Genomic DNA, 24884 nt, shown 5'->3' with positions numbered 1-24884 from the left:
TGAGTTCCGGCCGCGGTCCGCAAGGACGGCGGCTGTTTCGCGAAGGCACCTGGTCGCGGGGCCTTCACCCGGAGCGTCAATCCTGGCGCTCCGTCCATTCTTGGAGATTGATATGAAATTCGTCGCTTTCGAGCGCAAGCTGCAGGGGACCGGAGCGAGCCGCCGCCTGCGCCACGCTGGCAAGGTTCCTGGCATCGTTTACGGTGCTGGCGAGCCGGCCGTCATCGAGCTGGATCACAACGCGCTGTTCCACGCCATGAAGAAGGAAGCTTTCCACAGCTCCATCCTCGACATGGAAGTGGAAGGCAAGACCACGCAAGTGCTGCTGCGTGACTTCCAGATGCACCCGTACAAACAGCAAGTCCTGCACGTGGACTTCCAGCGCGTCGACGCCACGACCAAGATCACCAAGAAGGTGCCGCTGCACTTCGTCGGTGAAGCCGAGTCGCCGGCCGTCAAGACCGACAAGGGCACCGTGAACCACGTGCTGACCCAGATCGAGATCACCTGCCTGGCGCAACAGCTGCCGGAGTTCATCGAAGTCGACCTGAGCGGTCTGACGATGGGTCACTCGATCCACGTGAACGACCTGAAGCTGGCCGATCACATCAAGATCGTCACGCACGGCAAGCCGAACCCGGTGGTCGCCACCCCGGTCCCGGCCGCGGCTGAAGAAGTCATCGTCGTGGCCGCCGCGCCGGTCGACGACAAGAAGAAGAAGAAGAAGTAATTTCTTCGTCTCCGGACGCGCGCCTGACGAGGATCGCGTCCGTTGTCTGGAATGCCCCCTTCGGGGTGGCATCTCCCCCCGAAGAAGGCCCCGCTCGCGGGGCCTTCTGCTTTTGCGCTCGGCACTGATAATCGCGCCCCATGATTCGTCTCTTTGTCGGCCTGGGCAATCCCGGCCCTGAATACGAGGACACCCGCCACAACGCGGGGTTCTGGTGGATCGATGCGCTCGCGCGCGGCCTGAAGGCGTCGCTGCAACTGGACACCAAGTACTCGGGCCTGGTCGCCCGGGTGAACGATGCGCCGGGCGCGCCCGGCCCGATCTGGCTGCTGCAGCCGATGACCTACATGAACCTCTCCGGCAAGTCGGTGGCGGCGCTGGCGCGCTTCTTCAAGATCGCGCCGGAGGAGATCCTCGCCATCCACGACGAGCTCGAGATCGCCCCCGGCGAGTTCAAGCTCAAGCAGGGCGGCGGCAACGCCGGCCACAACGGGCTGAAGGACATGCAGGCCCAGCTGGGCAGCGGGGACTTCTGGCGCCTGCGGCTGGGCATCGGCCATCCGGGCCACCGGGACGAGGTCGCCGGCTACGTGCTGCGCAAGCCGCCGCTGGCGGAGCGCCAGGCGGTCGAGGACAGCATCGGCAAGTCGCTCGAAGCCTTCAAGCTGATGACCGGCGGCGACATGGCCAAGGCCGTCGCGCTGCTGCACGCCAAGCCGCCGCGGCCCAAGCCGCCCAGACCGGCCCATCTGCCGCCCAAGCCGGGCGCCCCCGTTGCCGACTCGGCAACGCCTGCCCCCACGATTCCTCCTGCCCGACCCCCTTCCTCCGGAGACTGACATGTCCGCGCGCGCCGCCCTGATCCTGACGACTGCTGTTCTGGTCCTCATGTCTGGCGCGGCCCGCGCCCAGGACCGGCAGGAGGCGCCCAAGCCTGCGCCGGCGCAGGAGCGCACGCTCGGCTATTACCGTTGCGGCCCGGAAGGTCACGACTTGCGCGAGAGTCCCTGCCCCGACGGCCAGGGCCGGACGGCCGAGGTGGCCAAGGACAAGGTCGATCCCAAGGAGGCCGACGCCGCGCGCAAGCGCACGGCCGCCGAGACGCGCGACCTGGCCGCGCGCGAGCAGGCGCGTGAACGCCAGTCGGCGAAGGCGCCGTCCAAGGCGATCGGCATCGACGGCCGGCTGCCCGCGCAGCGTGCGACCAAACCGGTGAAACCCGCGGATCCGAAGAAGCCCAAGCCCAAGGACCCGAAGAAGCCGCCGAAGAAGAAGCCCAAGGCGCCCAAGACTCCCGATCCGGCCTTGCCGCCGACGCCGACCACGTCCTCGACGGGCACGAGCGCCGCACCTCGCTAGAATGCGCGCCGTTGGTGCTCGTGCGGACATTGCGTCCGTGCAGTTAAACGGGAATCAGGAAGTGGTCGCATCCCCGATGCGCGAACCAACCTGAGCTGTCCCCGCAACGGTAAGTGGCCGCCGGCCGCGCGCCCGGGATCCTGAGCAAGGACCACCGGGCGGCAGCCGGCACTGCCTGTCCCCATGTCCACTGGCGCCTGCGCGCTGGGAAGGACACAGGCAGCGGCCACCAGCCCGGATACCGGCCAACAGGTGGCGTCTCCAGCCGATCGCGACGCGTCCTGCGTGAGTCCTCTTCGAGTGCTCGCCAGGACGACCCGACGACGAGCCGGCGACGCCGTTTCTCAGAGGTCCTGCGGGTGAGCAGGCGTCTGAACTCCGTCGTTGGTCCGTTCCTCATGCTTCCGTTCGTTTCGCGCGCGCGCGCTGGTGCCCGCTCGCTGCCCGTCCTCACCCCGATGGCCGTCGCCCTGTCGACGCTCGTGGCGTTCGCGGGCTTCTCCTCGTCCGCGTCCGCGCAGTCCCTGCCCTCCCCCGCTTCCACTTCCGCATCCCCCGCGACAGCCCCCACGGGCTCCCCCGCCAACCGCCTCGACGATGTCACCGTCACCGGCACGCGCAGCCCGATGAAGCTGTCCGACGTCGCCGCCGACCTCACCGTCATCCACCGCGACACCATCGAACGCCAGGGCTTCGGCAACATCGCCACCCTGCTGCGCAATGTCGCCGGCCTGCAGATGGCCAGCAACGGCGGTCCGGGCAACTCGACCTCGGTCTTCGTGCGCGGCACCGAGACCCGCCACACCGTGGTCCTCATCGACGGCGTGCGCGTGGACGGCCAGTCCTCCGGCGGCGCCAGCTGGCACAACCTGCCGGTCTCGCAGATCGAGCGCATCGAGGTCCTCAAGGGCCCGGCCAGCGCGCTGTACGGCTCCGACGCGATCGGCGGCGTCGTGCAGATCTTCACCCGCAAGGGCGCGGGACGGACGCAGCTGGACCTCGGCATCGGCGGCGGCAACCTCGGCCAGGTGAAGGCCGATGTCGGCATCAGCGGCGGCACGGCGGACTTCGACTACGCCGGCTCGCTCGCGCTCGACCGCGGCACCGGCTTCAACGCCTACCTGAACACGACGGCCAGGAGCTACAACCCCGACGCCGACGGCTGGCGCAACTACAGCGGCAGCCTGCGCCTGGGCGGCCGCGTGGCCGAAGGCCAGCGCCTCGAGTTCCTCGGCCTGAAGAGCCGCAGCAACGCCGGCTACGACGCCGGCAAGAACGCCGACGACCGCGGCATCACCGAGACGCTGGCGGGCAAGCTCAGCCTGAACTCCACCTGGTCCCCGGCGCTGTCCACCCAGCTGTCGGCGGGCCAGTCCGAAGAGAACTACGAGACCAAGCCCAGTTCGCCCTACCTGACGAAGACGCGCATCCGCAGCGCCTCGCTGCAGGGCTCCTACCGGATCAACGAGCAGCACCAGCTCAACGGCCTGCTGGAGCGCCGCGAGGACCGCCTGGTCAACACCGACCTGGTCGGCGGCGGCCAGGGCACGCGCGACCAGAACGCGATCGGCCTGAGCTACCTCGGCACGCTGGGCGCCTTCAGCCTGCAGGCGCACGGCCGGCATGACGACGACAGCGAATTCGGCGGCATCGACACCGGCAGCCTCGCGGCCGGCTTCAAGCTCGGCGGCGGCTGGCGCGTGACGGCCTCGGCCGGCAACGCCTTCCGCGCGCCCACGCTGTACCAGCGCGGCAGCGTCTACGGTCCCGACACGACGAAGGCGGGCGTGGAGGAACTCCGCCCCGAGCGCGCGCAGAACCGCGAAGCCGGCCTGGCCTGGGCGCAAGGCAACTTCGACTTCGCGGTCACGACCTTCCACAACCGCGTCACCGACCTGATCGCCTTCGGCGCGGCCGGCAGCTGCCGCTCGACGACCGGCTGCTACAGCAACGTCGCCCGGGCGCTGCTCAAGGGCACCAGCCTGAAGGGCGGCGCGCAATTGGGTCCCCTGAACCTCAGCGCCACCGCGGACTTCCTGGATCCCACCGACGCCAACAGCGGCCGCCAGCTGCAACGCCGCGCCAAACGCTTCGGCACGCTGCGCGCGGAGACCGCGCTGCAGGCCTGGACGCTGGGCGCGAGCGTCGTCGGCTCCGGACAGCGCTTCGACGATGCCACCAACAGGACCCGGCTGGGCGGCTACGGGCTGCTCAACCTGGACGCGCAGTACGCGTTCGCCAAGGACTGGCGCCTGCAGCTGAACGTCGACAACGCGTTCAACCGCGACTACCAGACGGCCAATTTCTACCAGCAGGCGCCGCGCACCTGGTTCGTCACGCTGCGTTATTCGCCGTCGCTGTGATCCGAGGCGGCTGGCCTTGGCGCTAAGGTCTGCCCTTCGACAAACCCTGGAGATCCCGGATGTCCGCTCATCACCTGATCGTCGGCGGCCAGCGCAGCGGCAAGTCACGCCACGCGGAGCGCCTCGCGCTGCGCTGGGCGCGCACGCCGGGGCACCGCGTCACCGTCGTCGCGACCGCCGAGGCCCATGACGACGAGATGCGCGATCGCATCGCCCGCCATCGCGCCGACCGGCCCGCTGGCTTCGACACCGTCGAAGCGCCGCTGCGTCTGTGCGAGGCCTTGCGTGCCGCGTCCTCGCCGCAACGGCTGGTGGTCGTCGACTGCCTGACGCTGTGGCTGACGAACTGGCTGATGCCGATGGACGGCGCGCCGCGCCTCGAGGACTGGCGCGGCGAATGCGCCGACCTGCAGCGCCTGCTGCCGCAACTGGCCTCGCCGGTGGTCTTCGTCTCCAACGAGGTCGGTTGGGGCGTGATGCCGATGGGGCGCGAGGTGCGCGCGTATGTGGACGAACTCGGGTGGCTCAACCAGCTCATCGCGCGGCAGTGTGCCGAGCTCACCTTGATGGTGGCGGGACAGCCGTGGACCCGGGCGGTCGAGGCCCTGGACGACACCCACCGCGCTGCCGATGCGGCGAACGAAGCGAACGAGGAGAACAACGGATGACGCCGATGGAACGCTGGAAGCAAGGGGTGATCAAGGTCGCCGTCGGTGGCGCACTGCTGGGCGTGTTCGCTGCAACGGCGACCTTCTCGACGCGCGCCGTCGCCGCGCCCATCACGCTGAAGGACGACCGCGGCCACACGGTGACGCTGCCCGACGTCCCGCGCCGCATCGTCAGCCTGCTGCCCTCGCTCACCGAGACCATTTGCGAACTCGGCGACTGCGCCAAGGTGGTCGGCGTCGACCGTTTCTCCAACTTCCCGGTGAGCGTGCAGAAGCTGCCACGCCTGGGCGGTCTCGATGACACCAGCATCGAGGCGCTGGTCGCGCTCAAGCCCGACGTCGTCATGCTCGGCGTCTCCGCGCGCGTCATCGACCGCCTCGAAGGTCTTGGCCTGAAGGTCGTCGCGCTCGAGCCCAAGAGCATGAACGACGTCCAACGCGTGCTGGGCAAGGTGGGGCAGATCCTCGGCAAGGAGGACGAGGCGCGCCGGCTGTGGAACCGCATCGACGGCCACATCGCGCAGAGCGCCGCCACGCTGCCGCCCGGCGCGCGCGGCCTGAGCGTCTATTACGAGGTCGACGCCGGCCCCTACGGCGCGGGCACCGCGTCCTTCATGGGCGAGATCCTGACGCGGCTCGGCGCCAAGAACATCATCCCGGCCGAGCTCGGACCGTTCCCGAAACTGAATCCTGAATTCATCGTCCGCGCCGACCCGCAGGTCATCATGGTCGGCCAGCGCAACGCTGCCGGACTCCCGCAACGTCCGGGCTGGCCAGCGATCCGCGCGGTGAAGAACCAGCGCCTGTGCGTCTGGATCCCGTCGGAATCCGACGTCCTCGTGCGTCCCGGACCGCGCATGTCCGAGGCGGCCGCGCTGATGGCGCGCTGCCTGCGCGAGGCGGCGGCCGGTCCCGTGCCGCTGCCCACCGTGCCCTTCAACGCGCCGCCCGGGGGCATGCGGTGAGGCGGACCGCGGCGCAACTGACCGCGCTGCTGCTGCTCGGCGCCGTCCTGCTCGCGCTGGGCCTGGCCATCGGCAGCATGGGCTGGAGCCCGTGGACCGACGGCGGCGACACCATGCGCATGATCCTCTGGGACATCCGCGCGCCGCGCTCCCTCGGCGCCTGGCTCGCCGGCGCCCTGCTGGCGCTGGCCGGCGCCATCGCGCAGGGCCTGTTCCGCAATCCGCTCGCCGATCCCTATCTGCTCGGCTGCTCCGCGGGCGCCTCGCTCGGCGTCGCGGCGCTGCTCTTCGTCATGGGCGTCTCGCCCGCGGCGGCCGCGCTCGCGCTGCGCGTCGGCATGACCGGCGCCGCCTTCGCCGGTGCCATCGGCGCCGTGCTGCTCACCCTGGTGCTCGCGCGCGGCGTCACCCAGAGCCTGCGCCTGCTGCTGGCCGGCGTCGTCGTCGGCGTCGTGCTCGGCTCGGGCTCCGCGCTGCTCACGCTCATGAATCCGGACATCCTGCGCGCCATGCAGGCCTTCATGCTCGGCAGCACCGGCTACGTCGGCTGGAGCGCCGTGCAGGTCATGGTCGTCGCCATGGTGCTGTGCCTGCTGGTCGCGCTGGGCTGCAGCCGCACGCTCGATGCGCTGACGCTGGGCGAGGACACCGCCCGCTCCCTCGGACAACGGCTCACGCTCATCCGCCTGCTCCTCATCGCCGCCCTCTCGCTGGCCACCGGCGCGGCGGTCGCGCAGTGCGGCCTCATCGCCTTCGTCGGCCTCGTCGCACCGCACCTCGTGCGCAGCTGGGGACCGACGACGCACGGCGCCCTGCTCCTGCTGTCCGCGCTCACGGGCGGCGCGCTGCTGCTCGCCGCCGACATCGCCGCGCGCTGGGTCATCGCGCCACAGGAACTGCCGGTCGGCATCATCACCGCGCTACTCGGCGGCAGTTATCTGCTGTGGCTGATGCATCGACGCAAGGCGCATCTGGGCGGCACCGGAGGCGCGCGATGAGCGCCGCCGGAATCAACCAGGCCCTCCGACCCGCCGATCGCGCTGCGATCGACGGCAACGGCCCCCTGGCGCTCGGCCACGTCCCGTCGCTGCGCATCGACTTGACGTCGCTGTCGCTGGGCCATCGCCCGGTGCTGCACGCGTTGACGCTGGCGCCTACGCCGCGCGCATGGACGGCGATCGTCGGACCGAACGGCGCGGGCAAGTCGACCCTGCTGCGCGCGATCGCGGGCCTGCTGCCCTTCGACGGCACCTTGACCCTCGACGACAAGCCGTGGACCGCGTGGCCGGCGAAGCACCGCGCGCGGCAGATCGCCTGGCTCGGCCAGAACGAGAACGCGTCCGAAGACCTCACTGCCTACGACATCGCGATGCTCGGCCGTCTGCCGCATCAGCCGTGGCTGGCGCCGGCGAGCGCCGCCGATCACGAAGCGGTCGAGCACGCCATGCGCCAGACGCAGAGCTGGGACTGGAAGGATCGCGCGCTGGGCAGCCTCTCGGGCGGCGAGCGCCAGCGCGTCCTGCTGGCGCGCGCACTGGCCGTACGTGCCGGCGTGCTGCTGATGGACGAGCCACTCGCTCACCTCGACCCGCCGCACCAGAGCGACTGGGCGCGCATCGTGCGCGAGCGCGTCGCGGCGGGCGGTGCCGTCGTCAGCGTGCTGCATGAACTCAACGTCGCGCTGCAGGCCGACACGCTGGTGGTGATGGACGGTGGTCGCATCGTCCATGAAGGCGCGCCGCACGAACCGGCGACGCACGACGCGTTGCAGCGCGTCTTCCACGGCCGGCTATTGATTCTCCAAGTGCAAGGGCGCTGGATCGCGCTGAATGAATGAACTCCCGATGACTGCCTGCCCTACCTTCCTGATCAGTGCTCCCGCTTCCGGCCAGGGCAAGACGAGCGTCACCGCCGCGATCGCGCGCGCGGCGCGCCGGCGTGGCCTGCGGGTGCGTGTCTTCAAGACCGGGCCGGACTACCTGGACCCGATGGTGCTGGAGCGCGCGAGTGGCCACACGGTCTACCAGCTCGATCTGTTCATGGGCGGCGAAGCGCATTGCAGGCAACTGCTCGCGAAGGCGGCGTCCGAGGCGGATCTGGTCCTCGTTGAAGGGGTGATGGGTCTCTTCGACGGCAAGCCGAGCAGTGCGGATCTGGCGGCGACCTTCGGACTGCCGGTGATCGTGGTGATGGATGCGTCGGCGATGGCGCAGACCTTTGCGGCGTTGGCGAAGGGTCTGGCGCGATTCCGCGATGACATTCATGTTGCCGGAGTGATTGCCAATCGGGTGGGCAGCGATGCGCATGCGCGCATGGTCGGTGAAGGGTTGCCAAAGGAGCTTCCGTTGATTGCGGCGTTGAAGCGTGATGCGGCGCTCTCGCTCCCTGAACGGCATTTGGGGTTGGTGCAAGCCTTGGAGCTTCCGGACATCGACAAGCAGCTGGATGCGTGGGCGGACGCATGGGAGACCAACGCCCTGCTCGATCTTTTCCAGAGCGTTTCGGAGACCGCCGGGCGGTGGCCCCTTTTCGGAGGTCAAGGAGGGAATTCAGTTGCCGGCAGGCAACTGAAGGAGGGACACGGAGAAAAGGGGCCACCGCCCGGCGGTCTCGCGCTCGGTCGCCCGTTGGCGGGCAAGCGCATCGCCGTCGCCACTGACGCGTGTTTCTCCTTCATCTACCCGGCGAATCTCGACCTGCTTCGCGAGCTTGGGGCGGAGATCCGCGCGTTCAGCCCGATCGCGGGCGACGATGTCCCCGAGTGCGACGCCCTGTGGCTGCCGGGCGGTTATCCCGAGCTGCATGCGGAGGCGCTCCGCGAGCACCCGCGCTTCTTCGGCGCGCTGCGGGGTCACTTGGAAGCGGCCAAGCCGCTGCTGGCCGAATGCGGCGGCATGCTGGTGCTGCTTGATGAGCTGAGCGATGCCGAGGGTGGCGCGCAGGCGATGGCGGGGCTGATGCCGGGCCGCGCCTCGATGCAGAAGCGGCTGGCTGCGCTGGGCCTGCAGACGATCGTGTGGCCTGAGGGCGAGTTGCGCGGCCACACCTTCCATTACTCCGCGATGGAGACGCCGCTCTCTGCCATCGCCACCGCAACGAATCCGGACGCCGGCCGCGCCGCCGAGCGTCTGTACGACTTCGGCACGCTGCGCGCGAGCTACGTCCACCACTACTTCCCGTCGAACCCCGTCGCCATCGCGGCGTTCTTCGGCGGCGCCGATTCTTCTTCCAGGCATTGAGCCCAACGACCATGTTCCTCGAATCCGGATTCGCCCACATCGCGCAGGCCCTGCTGTGGCCCGTGCTGATCCTTGTTGCCTTCGGCTTCGTCTATGCACTGTGGACGGCGGGCGCCACCGTGATGGAGGCGGTGCAGCGCCGCCGCCCCGACTACCGCCGACTAAAGGTGCATGCGACCAGCACCCTGGAAACGCTGGAGCTGCAGATTGTCCGCAGCCTCGAAGCGCCTCGCCTGCTCGGGCGCGTCGCGCCGCTGCTGGGGCTGATCGCCACGATGGTCCCCCTCGGACCGGCGTTGCAGAGCGTCGCCGCCGGTCAGGGCCAAGCGGCGCTGGCGGTGTTCAGCTCGGCGTTCTCCGGCGTCGTGCTCGCGCTGGCCGCGGCGGCGATCGCGCTGGTCGTGTACTCGATCCGCCGTCGCTGGCTGCTCGCCGAGCTGCTGGTCATCAAGGCCGAACAGGGCTGGGCATGAGCGCCCGCCGCATTTCCATCCTCGCCGAGGAGGATGACGATCCGATGCTGTCCGCCGTCAACCTGGTGGACGTGTTCCTCGTGCTGGTCGTCGCGCTGCTCACCGCGGTCGCGCTGCAGCAGCAGTCGCACGCGGACGAGACGGTGATCCGCAATCCCGGCCAGCCCGGGATGGAAATCATCGTGCGCAAGGATGGCCAGGAGATCAAGTACCGCGGCAACGGCGGCAACGCCGAAGGCCAGGGCGAGCGTGCCGGCGTTGCGTACAAGATGAAGGATGGATCGATCATCTACGTGCCCGAGGCCGGGGAAGCACCCAAGCCATGAGGATCGCGCCCCTGATGGTTCGCGGCCTCGCGGTCGCGGCCTTGTGGCTGTGCGCGCCGATCGTCGCGAACGCGGCGAACGCGGCGAGCCCGGCGAACACGATGAACGCGGCGAACGCGGCCTCTCGCGTGCTGTTCCTCAGCGTCGACATCACGCCGGCCGCCAAGCATGCGCTGATGGCGCGCGAGGGCAAGGCCCTCGGCTTCGACGTGCGGCAGATCGAGTACCCGCTGCGCGGCGCACCGGTCGACAAGGATCCTGCGCTCGATCGCGCGCTGCGCGACGCGGACCTCGTGTGGATCGACATCCCGCACCCGACGGCGGAAGCGCGGCTGCATCAGATCGTCGACGCCGCGCTGCAGCGCGCCGCCCTGCCCGCCCAGCGGGTGTTGTGGATCCCCGCTGGCGAGCCTGCGGCGAGTGATCGCAGTCTGCGCGGCTATCTGCAGGCCGGCGGTCCCACCAACACGCGTACGGCGTTCGCGATCGCGCGGGCGCAGCTCGATGGGAAGCAGGCTCCGGACCTCGGCCCGCCGCAGTTGATCCCGCAGCGCGGCATCCACTATCCCGGCGCACCGAAGCTCTTCGCCGACGCGGCAGAGTTCCGCGCCTGGGCCGCGCAGCAGGGACTGCGCGGCGAGCCCGTCGCGATCCTGCTGCATCGCTATCACTTCGTCCAAGGCAACACCGCGTGGGTCGATCGTTGGCTGGCGATGTTCCGGCAGCAGGGGCTGCTCGCGTACGCCGCCTTCAGCGGTCAGCTCAGCGACAAGCCGCTGTCCGACCTGCTCGAGCGCGACGGACAGGTCCAAGCCCGCGTGATCGTCAACCACAGCCTGCTGCCGCAAGGCGCGACGCTGCAGCCGACCTTCGAGCGATGGGGCGTGCCGGTGCTGCAGACGCAGCCCTACCGCCAGGACGAGGCGGCCGTGTGGGAAGGCAGCGAGACCGGTCTCGCGCAGGTCGACATCCCGTTCTACTTCGCGCAGCCGGAGGCCGCCGGGCTCATCGATCCGGTCGTCGTCGTCGCGCATCCGAAGCGCGGCGAGCCCGAGCTCATCGAGCGTCAGGCCGCCAGCGTCGCCGGCAAGGCCGCGCGCTGGGTCGCGCTGCAGACCAAGGCGAACGCCGACAAGCGCCTGGTCGCCTTCGTCTACAACTACCCGCCCGGCGGCAGCAACTTCGGCGCGTCCTTCCTCAACGTGCCGCGCAGCCTGGCGCGCGTGAGCACCGGTCTGAGGGATGCGGGCTACGCCGTCACGCCGATCGCCGAGGCCGACTGGATCTCCGGCCTCAAGCCGATGCTGTCCGCGTACTACCCGGGCACCGACCTGCAGGCGCTGCTCGATGCCGACGAGGCCGAGGCCTTCCCGCTCGCGCGCTACACCGCGTGGTTCGACGCGCTGCCCAAGGCGGTGCGCGATCCCATCGTCGCGCGCTGGGGCACGCCCGCCAGCAGCCGCTACGTGCTGCGCGTGCGCGGCGAATCCGTCTTCGTGATCCCGCGACTGAAACTGGGCGCGCTCACCGTGCTGCCGCAGCCGCCACGCGAGGAGACGCTGCGCAACGGGCAGGACCCGTTCATGCATCGCAGCAAGACGCCGCTGTCGCACCACTACCTTGCCACCTACCTGTGGGCGCGGCAGGCCGACGCCATCATCCACTTCGGCACGCACGGCACGCAGGAATGGGCGCCGGGCAAGATCCGCGGGCCCGACGTCATGGACCCGGTGTGGCTGCCGCTCGGCGACACGCCGGTGATCTATCCCTACATCGTCGACAACCTCGGCGAGGCGCTCACCGCCAAGCGCCGCGGTCGCGCGCTGATGGTGAGCCATCGCACGCCGAGCTTCGCGCCGGCCGGATTCAACGCGCAGATGGCCCACATGCATGAGCTGATGCATGAGTGGGAGACCGTCGATCCCGGTCCGACGCGCCAGGGCCTGGAGCGGCAGATGATCCAGCAATTCGTCGAGCACAACCTGCATCGCGACCTGGGCTGGACCGCCGAGCAGATCGCGGCGAACTTCAGCGGGTATCTGGAACTGCTGCATCCCTACCTGGACCGGCTCGCGCAGAGCTCGCAGCCCAAGGGGCTGGCGGTGTTCGGCGTCGTGCCCGACGAGGACCAGCGCCGCGGGTCCATCCTGCAGCTGCTGCGCGTGCCGCTGATCGAGGCGCTCGGCGAGGACATCGACGAGGCCTTCCTCATCAACCATGAAGGCGTCGCGACGGCGCGGCCCGGGCGCTGGCTCGATGTTGCGCTGAAGGACGCGGAGGCCGCGAGCAAGCTGGACCTGCGGCCGTCGTCCGACATCGCGGCCTTCGTCCCCAACCGCGCCGCGCGCAAGCCGATCGACCAAGCCGCGCTGTACCAGCTCGCACTGCGCGCGCAGGAGATGTCGACACGCCTCTCGACCGAAGGCGAGATGCCGGGGCTGCTGCGCGCGCTCGACGGCCACTTCATCCCGGCGGCCTACGGCGGCGACCTGCTGCGCAATCCGGAGAGCCTCCCGACCGGCCGCAACCTCACGGGCCTCGATCCCAACCGGCTGCCGACGCGTCAGGCCTTCGAGGCCGCGCAGGCGCTGTTCAAGCGCTGGTACGAGGAGCAGGCCAAGGCCGGCACCGCGCCGCGGCGGCTCGCGCTGTCGCTGTGGGCCGGCGAGACGCTCCGCCATCAAGGGATCATGGAGGCGCAGGCGCTGGTGGCGCTCGGCGCGATGCCGGTGTGGGACGCGACCGGACGGCCGACCGCGATCAAGCTGCTCAGCCGCCAGGAGCTCGGCCGCCCGCGCGTGGACGTGCTGCTGTCGATCACCGGCTCCTATCGCGACCAGTTCCCGGCGCTGATGAAGCTGATCGACCAGGCGGTCGCCGCAGCCGGCGAGGCCGAGTCCGACAACGCCATCGCCAGCAACAACCGCGCGATCGCCGGCGAGCTGCGCAAGGCCGGGCTGAAGCCCGCGCAGGCGCAGGCCCTGGCGCAGGCGCGCGTGTTCGGCAACCCGGCCGGCGACTATGGCACCGGCATCGCCGACGCGGTGCAGGACAACGGCCTGAAGGGCCAGGACGGCAAGACCGACCCACGACTCGGTCAGCTGTTCCTGTCGACGATGAGCCAGCCCTACGTCGACGGCGAGCCGCTCAGCGTGCCGCCGGCGCAGGCGCAGCAGGCGCTCGGCGCGCACCTGCGCCACACCGACGCGGCGCTGATGTCGCGCAGCAGCCATCTTTACGCGATGGTCAGCAGCGACGACCCGTTCCAGTACCTCGGCGGCCTGGCCGCCGCGGCGAAGGTCGCGGGCAGCACGAAGGACATCGCGCTGCACGTCAGCCAGCTGCAGGACGCCGCCGAGCAGCACACCGAGACTGCCGCGCAGGCGATCGCGCTGGAGATGCAGAGCCGCTACCTCCACCCCGGCTGGCTGAAGGCGCAGCAGGCGGAGGGCTGGTCCGGCGCGCTGCAGGTGCTCAAGGCGGTGCAGTACAGCTTCGGCTGGCAGAGCATCGCGCCGGGCACGGTCCGCGCGGACCACTGGCAGAGTTTCTACGACGTGCTGGTCAAGGACAAGCACCAGCTTGGCGTGCCGGAATGGCTCAAGCAGAACCCGCAGGCGTATGCGCAGGCGCTGGAGCGCCTGGTGCAGGCCGAGCGCATGGGCTACTGGAAGCCGGACGCGCAGACGAAGCAGGAGATCGCGTCGCTGTACCGCGACCTGACGAAGGCGGCGCCGTTGAACAACGAGCTGGCGGCCGTGCGTCGCTGGACGGCGGATCAGCTGCCGCAGGACGTGCCGGCGGTGCAGCCGGCTTCGCCCGCCGCGCCGCGGCCCGCGGACAAGGCGCAGAAGCCGCCTGAACGACGCGCGCAGCCGGCCGTGCCGCCGGTGCCCACCGTGCGCGGCCTCGCGCTCCAACGCGTGCCGGAACCGACTAAGCCCAAACCGGCCACGCCAACGGCGCAGCGCCTCGAACAGGCGCTCGCCTGGATCGCGATGGCGCTGCTGATGTGCGGCGGCGCGATCTGGCAATCGCGTCGAGCGAACCCGCCGCATCGAGCGGGTCTGACTCTCCATAACGACAACAACTTGATCCCCCAGGGAACTGCATGAACTCGAAGAACGGCAAGCCCATGGCGTGGACCGCCATCGCCAGCGCGATGGCCCTGGCCGCCTGCGCCGCACAGGCGCAGAGCGCGCAGCAGGCGACCGCTCCGAACGCCTCCGCCGACGCCACGACCTCGCGCACGCTCGACACCGTCCGCATCAGCAGCCGCGCGCAGCTCGGCGAAGCGGAGAGCGCCTCCGAGGGCGAGGTCGGCGTCGAGCGCCTCGCGCTGCGTCCGCTGCTGCGTCCGGCCGAGCTGCTCGAAGCGATGCCCGGCATGACCGTCACGCAGCACAGCGGCGACGGCAAGGCCAACCAGTATTTCCTGCGCGGCTACAACCTCGACCACGGCAGCGACTTCGCGACCTTTGTGCTCGGCATGCCGGTGAACATGGCCAGCCATGCGCACGGGCAGGGCTACATGGATCTGAACTTCCTGATCCCGGAGTTGGTGGACAGCCTGCGCTACCGCAAGGGTGCGTTCAACGCCGAGGACGGCGACTTCGCGACCACGGGCGCCGCGCGCATCGGCTACATGAGCGAGATCGAGCGCCCCTTCGCGCAGGTGACGGCGGGCCCCTACGGGTATCGCCGCGCGCTGACGGCGGGCAGCACCAAGCTCGGTGGGGGCTGGTCGCTGCTGGGCGCGGCCGAGGGCAGCGTCTACGACGGCCCGTGGGACCAGGCCGAGGACCTGCATCGCCGCAACGCGGTGCTGCGCCTGACGCGCGGCGACGAGCGCAACGGCGCGCACGTCGACCTGCTGAGCTACAGCGCCGCCTGGCGCGCCAGCGAGCATGTGCCCGAGCGCGCCATCGACAGCGGCGAGATCGGTCGCTACGGCACGCTGGTGGCCAACGACGGCGGCCGCACGCACCGCCACAGCCTGAGCGGCGGCATCGCCTACAACCAGGGCAGCGGCAAGTGGACCGCCGACGCCTGGGTGGTGGACTACGCGCTGAACCTGTTCTCCGCGCCGTCGGGCTTCATCAACGGACCGGACGGCGATCAGCATGAGCAGGCGGACCATCGCAAGCTCTGGGGCGGCTCGCTGAAGCATCAGCTGCCGGCCGCGTGGCTGCCGGCCGATCAGCAGCTGACCTGGGGCCTGCAGTGGCGCCACGACAAGATCGGCACGCTCGGGCTGTACGACACCGTGGACCGCGTGCGCACGCACACCGTGCGCGAGGACCGTGTGAGCCAGGACAGCGCCGGCGTCTTCGTCGAGCTGGGCAGCCGCTGGACCGACTGGCTGCGCAGCACCGTGGGCGGGCGCTGGGACACGATGCGCGCGACGGTCTCGCCCACCGGCGGGGAATTCAACCTGGGCAACGGCGGCAAGGCCAGCCAGTCGCAGTTCAGCCCGAAGCTGGGCCTGATCGCGCGGGTCGCGGCGGATACCGAGCTCTATCTGCACTGGGCGCGCGCCTTCCGCTCGAACGATGCGCGCGGCGCGACGACCACGGTCAACCCCGCCGACGGCAGTCCGACCGACACGCTGCCGCTGCTGGCGCGCACCAAGAGCACCGAGCTGGGCCTGCGCACCAAGCCGGTGAAGGGATGGACCACCAGCCTGGCGCTGTGGCAGGCCAACCTGGCGTCGGAGCTGGTCTTCGTCGGCGACGAGGGCGTGACCGAGGCGCGCGGTGCGTCCAAGCGCGTGGGGCTGGAATGGTCCAACGACGTGCAGGTCGGTCGCGACTGGCTGATCGACGCGGACGTGGCCTGGTCGCGGGCGCGCTTCGTCGAGGCGACGGAGACGGAGTTCGGCAGCGGCAAGCGCGTGCCCAACGCGGTGCCGTGGTCCGCGTCGATGTCGGCGAACTGGGCGCCTGCGGGGCCGTGGTCGAGCGGCTTCAAGCTGCGGTACCTGGGCGCGTATGCGCTCGAGGAAACCGGCACGCAGAATTCCAAGGCGGTGTTCACCGCCAACTGGCGATTGGGCTACCAGCTCAGCGATCGCTGGCAGCTCGGCCTCGACGTGCTGAACCTCTTCGACACCAAGGCCAACGACATCGAGTACTGGGGCGCGGCCTGCACGCGCGCCGAAGGCGCGGGCTGCAACAGCGGCGAGGGCATCAACGGACGGCTCGTGCATCCGATGGAGCCGCGCACCTTCCGCCTCAGCCTGCGCGCGCGGATCTGAAGAGGATTCAGGACTTCCACCGCCGCTGGCCCTCACCCCTGCCCTCTCCCGCAAGCGGGAGAGGGAGCCAGAGGACCACAGCGCTTCTACTGCCGTAGACGCTTGACACGGTTGCTCTTCCGCAAGCGGGAGAGGGAGTAAGAAGGGAGCCGGTCGGACTCCCTCTCCCGCTTGCGGGAGAGGGTGGGGGTGAGGGCCAGCGGCCTCACGCCGTCAGCAGGTCAAAGTTTTCAAGGCACATCGCCGCTCTGGAGCACCGACATGGAAATCGAAAAACCGCCCGTCGACCGCGTGCGCATCATTCCCGACGGCGAACGCCGCGGGCTGGTGATCGTCCACACCGGCAACGGCAAGGGCAAGAGCACCGCCGCCTTCGGGCTGGCGCTGCGCGCGCACGGGCGCGGCAAGCAGGTCCACATCTACCAGTTCATGAAGGTGCCGAGCGCGCGCTTCGGCGAGCACCGGCTGTTCGAGCAGATCGGCGTGCCGATCGAAGGTCTGGGCGATGGCTTCTCGTGGAAGAGCAAGGACCTGGACCATTCGGCGCAGCTCGCACGCGACGGCTGGGAACGCGCGAAAGCCACGATCCTCGGCGGCGAGCACTTCCTCGTCGTGCTCGACGAGATCATGTATCCGCTGCGCTACGGCTGGCTGCCGCTGGAGCCGGTGCTGGAGACGCTGCGCGACCGGCCGGCGCATGTGCACGTCTGCCTGACGGGCCGCAATGCGCCGCAGGAATTGATGGATCTGGCAGACACGGTGACGGAAATGACAATGGTGAAACACCACTTCAAGGCAGGAGTGCCGGCCCAACGCGGAATTGAGGATTGACTTCTCTCCGATGGTCTTCTGACCGCTAAGCTGCGCGCCAGATTTCATCGCCGCCTTCTCCGTCACTCGACGTCCTTCCACGCCTCACGACGCTTCTCGTTGCTCATCTCATGAGTCCGATGTCCTGGCTGCTCGCCCTCGCGATCCCGATCGCCCTGCTGCTCGACCGCTGCTTCGGCGAGCCGCCTGCCGCCGTGCATCCGGTCGTGGGCATGGGGCGTTTCCTGGGGCTCTTCGGCGACCGGCTCTGCGGCATGTCGGCGAAGGCGGCGTTCATCGGCGGGGCGCTCGCGTGGAGCGCGGGCATCACGCTGTCCGCCGTCGCCGCCTGGGCGATCGAGCACGCGATCATCGCGGGGCTCGAGCCGTGGTTCGGCGGCTGGCGACTCGCAGTGGCGGCGCTGCTGCTGGGACTCGCGCTGAAGCCGATGCTCGCGTGGCGCATGCTGCGCGACGAGGTCGGCGCCGTCGAGACCGCGCTGTCTCGCTCGCTCGACGAGGGCCGCGCCCAGCTGTCCCGCCTGGTCAGCCGCGACACGACGCAGCTCTCCGCGCGCGACATCCGCGAGACCGCCATCGAGACGCTCGCCGAGAACCTCAACGATTCCGTCATCGCGCCGCTCTTCTGGTTCATGATCGCCGGCCTGCCGGGCGCGGCGGTCTACCGCTTCGCCAACACCGCGGACGCGATGTGGGGCTACCGCGGTCGTTGGGAATGGGCCGGCAAGTGGGCCGCACGCGCCGACGACGTGCTGTCGTGGATCCCGGCGCGGCTCACGGGACTGGCGCTCGTCGCGTGGCGGCCGGCGCTGCTCGCGCCGCTGCTGCGCGAGGCCGCGCGCACGCCCTCGCCCAACGGCGGCTGGCCGATGGGCGCGATGGCGCTGCGGCTGGGCCGCGTGCTGAGCAAGCCCGGCCACTACCGGCTCAATCCGTCCGGCGGCGACGTCGTCGCCGAGGACATGGTCACCGCGCAGCGCCTCGCCGCAGGGGCGATGCTGGGCCTGGCCGCGCTGCTGGTGCTGGGCGCCGCGGCGCTGCGCGGCGGCTTCGCGTTCGTCTTCGTGCTGGGGGTCGGCGGCATCGTCGACAGCATGGCCCCCGGCATTGCCGTCGGGCGCGCGCGATGAGCCGCTTCCAATCGCTCATGCACGGCGGCACCGACGCCGGGCCGCCGGTGCGCCACGACTTCTCGACCAACGCCCATCCGCTCGGGCCGCCGCCGGCCGCGCTCGACGCGGTGCTGCGCGCCGACCGGCTGTGTTATCCCGATCCCGCCTACGCCGCGTTGCGCGCCCGTCTGGGCGACTGGCATCGCGTCGAGCCCGACCGCGTGCTGCCGGCCTCCGGCGGCTCAGAAGCGATCCGCCGCCTGACGCTCGCCGCGATGCTGTCCGGCGTGACACGCGTCTGCGTGCCGCAGCCCGGCTTCGGCGACTACGCGGCCGCCGCGCACGCGCTCGGCCTGCAGGTGACCGGCTACGACGACGCCTTCGAGCTGGCCGACGCGCTGACCCTGCCCTCGCTGGTCTGGGTCTGCGATCCCAACAACCCGACCGGCGCGAGCTTCGGCCCCGCCGAATGGACGGCCGTGGCGCTCGCGCTCGGACAGAGCGGCTCGCAGCTCGTCGTCGACCAGGCCTACGACGCGCTGCGCCTGGCCGGCGCATGCGCGCTGCCGCAGCCGATCGCCGACGGCGCGTGGCGGCTGGTCTGCCCCAACAAGGCCTTCGGGCTCACCGGCGTGCGAGGCGCCTACCTCATCGGCCCCCGCGACGGACTCTGGATCGACCGCGTCGCGGAACTCGCGCCGAGCTGGGTCCTGTCGTCCGAGGGTCAGGCCTTGCTCGAGGCCTGGACCACGCCGTCGATCCGCAACGAACTTGAAGCCTCGCTCCCGCTGCTGCGCGAATGGCGCGCGGCGCAATGGGCGCGCATGGCGACAATGGGCTTCGACCAGATCGACGGCGGCGTCGCCAACTTCTGGCTCGCCGCCCTGCCGTCACCGTGGCACGGCGTGCCGGAAGCACTGCTCGAAGGCCTGCGCGCCCTCGGCATCAAGCTGCGCGACGCGAGCTCCTTCGGCCTGCCAGGGCTGGTCCGCGTGTCGGTGCAGTCGCCGGAAGCGGTCGACGCGCTGGCCACCGCGATGTCCACCTTCGGCGGACACACGCCGTTGCCATCGCCGCCGTCGCGCCATGGGGCGTTCGATACGACGCATCCTTCTGGAGAAACACTGTGAGCGGTCCTGGGTCGGATGATGTCGGCCGTGCGGCCAAGCGCGGGCTCTCCACGGGGCATGGGGGATCCCTCCAGGACCCCCAAGCCCCATTCCGGCCCCAGGGGGGCTCGCTGACTCCGGATCGGGCGTCGGGGCAGCGGCGGGGGCGGGCCGTGATGGTGCTGGGCACCACCAGCGGGGCGGGCAAGAGCTTCCTCACCACGGCGCTGTGCCGCTGGTACGCGCGTCAGGGCCTGCGCGTCGCGCCGTACAAGGCGCAGAACATGAGCAACAACGCGCGCGTCGTGCCGGGTCTCGACGGGCGTCAGGGCGAGATCGGCTCGGCGCAGTACTTCCAGGCGCTCGCCGCCCGCGCGCGGCCCGAGGTGCGCATGAACCCGGTGCTGCTGAAGCCGGAGAAGGACACCGCCTCGCAGGTCGTCGTGCTCGGCGAGGTCGACGAGGCGCTCAGCCGCGCGCCGTGGCGCGAGCGCAGCGAAGCGCTCTGGGCCCGCGCGCGCGGGGCGCTGCATGCGCTGCTCGACGAGAACGACGTCGTCGTCATCGAGGGCGCCGGCTCGCCCGCCGAGATCAACCTGCACAGCAGCGACTACGTGAACATGCGCACCGCGCGCGAGGCCGGCGCGGCCTGCCTGCTGGTCACCGACATCGACCGCGGCGGCGCCTTCGCCCATCTGTACGGCACGCACGCGCTGCTGCCGGCGGACGAGCGCGCGCTGATCCGGGGCTTCGTGCTAAACCGCTTCCGCGGCGACGCGGCGCTGCTGTCGCCCGGTCCGGAGATGCTGCAGCAGATGACCGGCGTGCCCACGCTCGCGACGCTGCCGATGTGGCGCGGGCACGGGCTGCCCGAGGAGGACGGCGTCTTCGACGACCGCACGACGGGCGGCCTCGGCACGGGCACGGGCACCGGCACTGACGACCGCGGACGCGCTCCGATCCGCGTGGCCGTGATCGCCTATCCGCGGCTGTCCAACCTCGACGAATTCCAGCCGCTGCGCAACCTGCCCGACGTGCGTCTGAGCTGGGCCCGCACGCCGGCCGAGCTCGACGGCGTCGACTGGATCATCCTGCCGGGATCGAAGGCGGTGGCGGCGGACCTGGCGTGGCTGCGCGCGCAGCGGCTGGACGTCGCGGTCGCGGCGCATGCCGCCGCCGGCCGGCGGGTGCTGGGCATCTGCGGCGGCCTGCAGATGCTGGGCGAGGCGCTGGTCGATCCGCACGGGCTCGACGGCAACGCGCCCGGCCTGGGCCTGCTGCCGCTGGTGACGCTGTTCGAGCGCGAGAAGCTGCTGCGCGAGGCCGAGTGCCGTTTCGCGCCGACGCTGGACGCGCCGTGGTCGTCGCTGAACGGGCAGGTGGCGCGCGGCTACGAGATCCACCACGGCCGCACGGCGCAGCATCCCGGCCTGCCCGCGGCGCGGCCGGTGCTGTTCGACGCCCTCGGCGAGCCGGTCGGCTGGCAGCACGGGCCGGTGCTCGGCCACTACCTGCACGGCCTGTTCGAGGACGACCGCGTGCTGGCCGCGCTGTTCGACCGTCCGGCCCGGCCGCTCGACCAGGTCTTCGACGAGTTGGCCGACTACATCGACCGCCACTTCGCGCCCGGCGTGCTGATGGGGCTGCTGTCGCCCGCCGCGACGCCGCCATCGCCATCGCCATCGCCGTTGCCGTAGCCCTCTTCGCAGGCCGCGCCGCTCCCCTTTCCCTTTGAAGTCCGAGAAGTCCCCATGACCAAGCAAGACCTGATTCCCGCGATTCCCTCGCTGCACGACGCGGCGCTGGCCGCGGCGCTGCAGCACCGCATCGATCGCAAGACCAAGCCGCTGGGCTCGCTGGGTCGGCTGGAGGGGCTGATGCTGCGCCTGGGCCTGATCCAGGGCACGGAGCAACCGAAGCTGGTGGAGCCGCAGATGATGGTCTTCGCAGCCGATCACGGCCTGGCGGCGCACGGCGTGTCGGCCTTCCCGTCGGACGTGACCTGGCAGATGGTCGAGAACTTCCTGGCGGGCGGCGCGGCGGTGTCCGTGCTGGCGCGCCAGCACGGGCTGCAACTGAGCGTCGTCGACGCCGGCGTGCGCCACACCTTCGAGCCGCGTCCGGGCCTGCTGATCGCCAAGATCGCGATGGGCAGCCGCGACATGCTGGCGGGACCGGCGATGACGGTCGACGAATGCGCGACGGCGATCGCCGCCGGCAAGACGCTGCTGCAGAAGCGGCCGGGCAACGCGCTGCTGCTGGGCGAGATGGGCATCGGCAACACCTCGTCGGCGGCGCTGCTGCTGTCGCGGCTGGGCGGGTATCCGCTGGCGGACTGCGTGGGACGCGGCACGGGGCTGGACGACGCGCAGCTGCGTCACAAGCTGGCCGTGCTGGCGCGCGTGCTGGAGAAGCATCCGCGCGCCATCGAGCCGCTGGCGGCGCTGGCCGCGCTGGGCGGGCTGGAGATCGCGATGATGGTCGGCGCGGTGCTGCAGGCGGCGCTGGAGCGCCGGGTGATCGTCGTGGACGGCTTCATCACCGGCGCGGCGGTGCTGGTGGCGGCGAAGCTGCAGCCGGCGGTGCTGGAGCGCTGCGTCTTCGCGCACCGTTCCAACGAGCAGGGCCACCGGTTGATGCTGGACACGCTGCAGGCGCAGCCGCTGCTGGACCTCGGCCTGCGCCTGGGCGAAGGCTCCGGCGCGGCGCTGGCGTGGCCGCTGCTGGAGTCGGCCTGCCGCGTGCTGGCCGAGATGGCGAGCTTCGATTCGGCGGGTGTGAGCGACAAGGCCTGACCCGGAGGGAAATGCAGCCGTATCGAGCGCATGCGGCGGTAGAAGTGCTGTCGTCCGCTGTCTGCCGAGGCCGCTGGCCCTCACCCCCGCCCTCTCCCGCAAGCGGGAGAGGGAGTCCGACCGGCGCCCTTCTTACCCTCTCTCCCGCTTGCGGGAGAGGGAGTCCGACCGGCGCCCTTCTTACCCTCTCTTCCGCTCGCGGGAGAGGGAGTCCAACCGGCGCCCTTCTTACCCTCTCTTCCGCTTGCGGGAGAGGGAGTCCGATCGGCGCCCTTCTTGCCCTCTCTCCCCCTGCGGGAGAGGAAGTCCGACCGGCACCCTTCTTACCCCCTCTCCCGCTTGCGGGAGAGGGCGGGGGTGAGGGCCAGCGGCGGTGGCAGTGCCGAAGCCCCTGCGCCCTGCCCGCATCGCGCAAGCACAGCGCCGCTATGCTCGCTGCACCACCTCATCCCTCACGATCCCGTTCCGCCATGTCCGACGCCGAACGCTCACTGCTCGACACAATCCGCTCACTGGAAGTCGAGCTCCACCATCCCGGCGTGCGCTGCAGCGCCGAGCGCCTGTCGCAGCTGCTGCACCCGGACTTCCACGAGGTCGGCCGATCCGGCCGGCAGTACGACCGCGACACCATCATCCGCTGGCTCGCCGACGACCACGAGCCGCCGAAGGTCGCGCCCGACGAGTTCCGCATCGCGCCGCTCGCGCCTGATGCGGCCTTGCTGACCTACCGCTCCGCGCATCGGCAGGAGGACGGCTCGCTGGCGCATCACACGCTGCGGTCCTCGCTGTGGCTGAAGACGGCGCAGGGCTGGCAGATGCGGTATCACCAGGGCACGCCGGCCGCACAGGTCTGGTGAGGCGCACGGCCTCGGGTTCGACGTGGTGCAGGCGCGCACGCTTCGCGTGCGACGCCGGGTCAGGGGACATCGGCGCGGGAGTGGACGAAGGTCACGTCCCGGGAACCCCGATGGGCGCTAGATTCGCGGCGGCTCCACTGCTGTCCAGAGCAGCGGGGCTGGCCGGGTCCAGCCGGTCGTTGTACCGACTCCCCTGCTCCTCCCATGATCGATCCGACCGACTTCGCCGCGCCCTTCGGCGACCTGCCCGTTCCCGAGTCCCTGCTCGCGTTGCTGCGCTTCCAGAATGACATCGGCTACGGCAACTACTCCGCAGCGCTGACGCTGACCGACGACGACCACGACGGCCTGCGATACGGCTGGTCGGAGGATCCCGCGTTCCTGTCGCGGCTGATCCCGTTTGCGCGGGCGACGGCGTCGGGGTCGTTCTATGCGCTGTGGAATCCAGACCCGTCGCAGCCGCCGATGCCGGACCGCTGGCCGGTGGTGGCCTTCGGCGACGAAGGCGGCGAGTGGATCGTCGCGCGCGACGTGCGAGAGTTGCTGCGCGTCAGCAGCTGCGACGTGGAACCGCGCATCGACTTCGACCGCATCCACTACTTCCGCAGCGAGCACCACTATCGCAAGAGCGAAGGGCTCGACGCCTACATCGAGTGGCTGAGAGAGCAGTTGCAGGTGGCGCCGGTCGACGATCCGGAGCCCATCCTCGTGGCCGCGCAGCAGGAGTGGCAGGACGAATTCGAACGGTGGATCCTGCCGTTCCTCCAAGGATGAGGACGCGCGCGGCGGCTTGCGTCCAGCCTGGAAAAAGCGTCCCGCGATCGGTGCGGCCATGCCGGCATCGCCCCCGGCGTTGGCAACGGTCCGGGTCGCCGTCTCGACGGGGCGCGTTCGCGCGGTACGTCGCGCCAGCAATTCGCGCGAGCCGATGCGACACGCGGGACTTCTGATCGAGGGACGTCAGCGCCCCCTGGTCAAGCTCACTCGCCCTGTCTTGGACTGAAGGTCCGCGGAAACACCACCGCGCTCTTGCGGTCCAGGAGGCGATAACCCATCGCGGGGCGGTTGGCGTCGCCGGCCATCGGCCCTGCTTCTTCGAGGAACCCGGCCGCGAGCATGCGCGTCCGGAAGCCGCTCTTGTCGACCGGTCGGCCCAGAACGACCTCGTACATCCGTTGCAGCTGCGGCAGCGTGAAGGCCACGGGCAACAGGAAGGCCGGCAGCGACGTGTACTCCACCTTGCCGCGCAGCCGCTCGACGGCGGTCTTCAGGATGGCACCGTGGTCAAAGGCCAGGCGCGGACGCTTCAGCAGGGTCTCCACCTCGAACCATCCCACGTCGGCGGCGTTCGCGCCCTTGGCCAGCTTCACGCCGTCGGCGGGGATCAGCGCGAAATACACGTGGGTCGCGGACCACCCGCGCGGATCGCGGTCCTTGCCACCCCAGCTGCCAAGTTGCTCCAGATACGGACTGGCAACGCCCGTCTTTTCCGACAGCTTGCGCCGCGCGCAGGCCTCCAGATCGCGGTCGCGGTCGATGTTCACGAAGCCGCCCGGCAGGGCCCAACGTTCAGGGAACGGCTCGTCCTCTTTCGATGGACGCTGCACCAGCAACACCCGCAGTTGATCCTCGACGACAGAAAAGATCACCACGTCGACCGTCGTGAACGGCAGCGGAAAGGAGGGGCTCGCGGGAGCGGGCTGTGGTTTCCGGCGCGAAGGTTCGGTTGTCATCGTCGTTCGGGCTTGATGGGATCGCTGGAGAGTTGTATTGTGCAACCTTCGAAGAGTTGCACTATACA

Annotated in this window: 21 protein-coding genes and 1 riboswitch; of the genes, 20 read left to right on the top strand and 1 reads right to left on the bottom strand. The window is 70.4% G+C overall.

Annotation, left to right across the window (positions count from 1 at the left end; genetic code table 11):
* Positions 1 to 112: 112 nt before the first annotated feature.
* From AC07O8_RS05610 to AC07O8_RS05515, 20 genes are all read left to right on the top strand, one after another.
* The gene (locus AC07O8_RS05610; RefSeq protein WP_495047105.1) at positions 113 to 730 is read left to right on the top strand and encodes a 50S ribosomal protein L25/general stress protein Ctc; all 618 of its coding nucleotides are present in this window, start codon (positions 113 to 115) and stop codon (positions 728 to 730) included.
* Positions 731 to 870: 140 nt separating this feature from the next.
* A complete protein-coding gene (gene pth, locus AC07O8_RS05605; RefSeq protein WP_495047104.1) occupies positions 871 to 1569 on the top strand; it encodes an aminoacyl-tRNA hydrolase in 699 nt (232 codons plus the stop codon).
* A gap of 1 nt (position 1570) precedes the next feature.
* Entirely contained in the window at positions 1571 to 2089 is a 519-nt protein-coding gene (locus tag AC07O8_RS05600; protein ID WP_495047103.1) for a hypothetical protein, read from the top strand.
* Positions 2085 to 2353: riboswitch (cobalamin riboswitch) on the top strand. It overlaps the preceding gene by 5 nt.
* A 194-nt stretch (positions 2354 to 2547) precedes the next feature.
* Positions 2548 to 4452 (top strand): TonB-dependent receptor domain-containing protein, encoded by a 1905-nt coding sequence (locus tag AC07O8_RS05595; protein WP_495047102.1) that lies wholly within the window; start codon positions 2548 to 2550, stop codon positions 4450 to 4452.
* 59 nt (positions 4453 to 4511) lie between these two features.
* On the top strand, positions 4512 to 5120 hold the full coding sequence (gene cobU, locus AC07O8_RS05590) for a bifunctional adenosylcobinamide kinase/adenosylcobinamide-phosphate guanylyltransferase (RefSeq protein ID WP_495047101.1): 609 nt from the start codon (positions 4512 to 4514) through the stop codon (positions 5118 to 5120).
* On the top strand, positions 5117 to 6085 hold the full coding sequence (locus AC07O8_RS05585) for an ABC transporter substrate-binding protein (RefSeq protein WP_495047100.1): 969 nt from the start codon (positions 5117 to 5119) through the stop codon (positions 6083 to 6085). The genes cobU and AC07O8_RS05585 overlap by 4 nt, the downstream gene beginning before the upstream one ends.
* Positions 6082 to 7083 (top strand): FecCD family ABC transporter permease, encoded by a 1002-nt coding sequence (locus AC07O8_RS05580; protein WP_495047099.1) that lies wholly within the window; start codon positions 6082 to 6084, stop codon positions 7081 to 7083. The genes AC07O8_RS05585 and AC07O8_RS05580 overlap by 4 nt, the downstream gene beginning before the upstream one ends.
* Positions 7080 to 7922 carry an ABC transporter ATP-binding protein gene (locus AC07O8_RS05575; protein WP_495047098.1) on the top strand — a complete coding sequence of 281 codons (843 nt, stop codon included), beginning with the start codon at positions 7080 to 7082 and terminating at the stop codon, positions 7920 to 7922. Before AC07O8_RS05580 ends, AC07O8_RS05575 begins: the two co-directional genes overlap by 4 nt.
* 7 nt (positions 7923 to 7929) lie before the next feature.
* The gene (locus tag AC07O8_RS05570) at positions 7930 to 9324 is read left to right on the top strand and encodes a cobyrinic acid a,c-diamide synthase CobB (RefSeq protein WP_495047604.1); all 1395 of its coding nucleotides are present in this window, start codon (positions 7930 to 7932) and stop codon (positions 9322 to 9324) included.
* A gap of 11 nt (positions 9325 to 9335) precedes the next feature.
* Positions 9336 to 9797, top strand: a complete 462-nt coding sequence (locus AC07O8_RS05565; protein WP_495047097.1) for a MotA/TolQ/ExbB proton channel family protein — start codon at positions 9336 to 9338, stop codon at positions 9795 to 9797.
* Complete coding sequence (locus AC07O8_RS05560; protein WP_431263559.1) at positions 9794 to 10123, top strand: DUF2149 domain-containing protein; 330 nt, start codon at positions 9794 to 9796, stop codon at positions 10121 to 10123. Before AC07O8_RS05565 ends, AC07O8_RS05560 begins: the two co-directional genes overlap by 4 nt.
* Entirely contained in the window at positions 10120 to 14238 is a 4119-nt protein-coding gene (gene cobN / locus AC07O8_RS05555) for a cobaltochelatase subunit CobN (protein ID WP_495047096.1), read from the top strand. Before AC07O8_RS05560 ends, cobN begins: the two co-directional genes overlap by 4 nt.
* Complete coding sequence (locus AC07O8_RS05550) at positions 14235 to 16379, top strand: TonB-dependent receptor (protein WP_495047095.1); 2145 nt, start codon at positions 14235 to 14237, stop codon at positions 16377 to 16379. The genes cobN and AC07O8_RS05550 overlap by 4 nt, the downstream gene beginning before the upstream one ends.
* A 261-nt stretch (positions 16380 to 16640) precedes the next feature.
* Positions 16641 to 17210 carry a cob(I)yrinic acid a,c-diamide adenosyltransferase gene (cobO, locus tag AC07O8_RS05545; RefSeq protein WP_495047094.1) on the top strand — a complete coding sequence of 190 codons (570 nt, stop codon included), beginning with the start codon at positions 16641 to 16643 and terminating at the stop codon, positions 17208 to 17210.
* A 110-nt stretch (positions 17211 to 17320) separates the two neighbouring features.
* On the top strand, positions 17321 to 18340 hold the full coding sequence (gene cbiB / locus AC07O8_RS05540; RefSeq protein WP_495047093.1) for an adenosylcobinamide-phosphate synthase CbiB: 1020 nt from the start codon (positions 17321 to 17323) through the stop codon (positions 18338 to 18340).
* Positions 18337 to 19452 (top strand): pyridoxal phosphate-dependent aminotransferase, encoded by a 1116-nt coding sequence (locus AC07O8_RS05535; protein ID WP_495047092.1) that lies wholly within the window; start codon positions 18337 to 18339, stop codon positions 19450 to 19452. Before cbiB ends, AC07O8_RS05535 begins: the two co-directional genes overlap by 4 nt.
* Before the next feature lie 155 nt (positions 19453 to 19607).
* Positions 19608 to 21128, top strand: coding sequence for a cobyric acid synthase (locus AC07O8_RS05530; protein WP_495047091.1), 1521 nt, complete (start codon positions 19608 to 19610; stop codon positions 21126 to 21128).
* A 54-nt stretch (positions 21129 to 21182) separates the two neighbouring features.
* Positions 21183 to 22226: a nicotinate-nucleotide--dimethylbenzimidazole phosphoribosyltransferase gene (gene cobT, locus AC07O8_RS05525; RefSeq protein WP_495047090.1), complete on the top strand. Its 1044-nt coding sequence runs from the start codon at positions 21183 to 21185 to the stop codon at positions 22224 to 22226.
* Positions 22227 to 22696: 470 nt separating this feature from the next.
* Positions 22697 to 23083 carry a nuclear transport factor 2 family protein gene (locus AC07O8_RS05520; protein WP_495047089.1) on the top strand — a complete coding sequence of 129 codons (387 nt, stop codon included), beginning with the start codon at positions 22697 to 22699 and terminating at the stop codon, positions 23081 to 23083.
* A 204-nt stretch (positions 23084 to 23287) separates the two neighbouring features.
* A complete protein-coding gene (locus tag AC07O8_RS05515; RefSeq protein WP_495047088.1) occupies positions 23288 to 23857 on the top strand; it encodes a hypothetical protein in 570 nt (189 codons plus the stop codon).
* 206 nt (positions 23858 to 24063) lie between these two features.
* Here the strand turns inward: AC07O8_RS05515 and AC07O8_RS05510 are convergent, their stop codons facing one another.
* Positions 24064 to 24816, bottom strand: a complete 753-nt coding sequence (locus tag AC07O8_RS05510; protein ID WP_495047603.1) for an NUDIX hydrolase — start codon at positions 24814 to 24816, stop codon at positions 24064 to 24066.
* Between the last annotated feature and the right edge of the window lie 68 nt (positions 24817 to 24884).

It is taken from the genome of Roseateles sp. GW821-FHT09G09 (assembly GCF_059415965.1).
The sequence above is the reverse complement of the archived record's forward strand: the minus strand, read 5'-3'. Positions and strand labels throughout refer to the sequence as shown.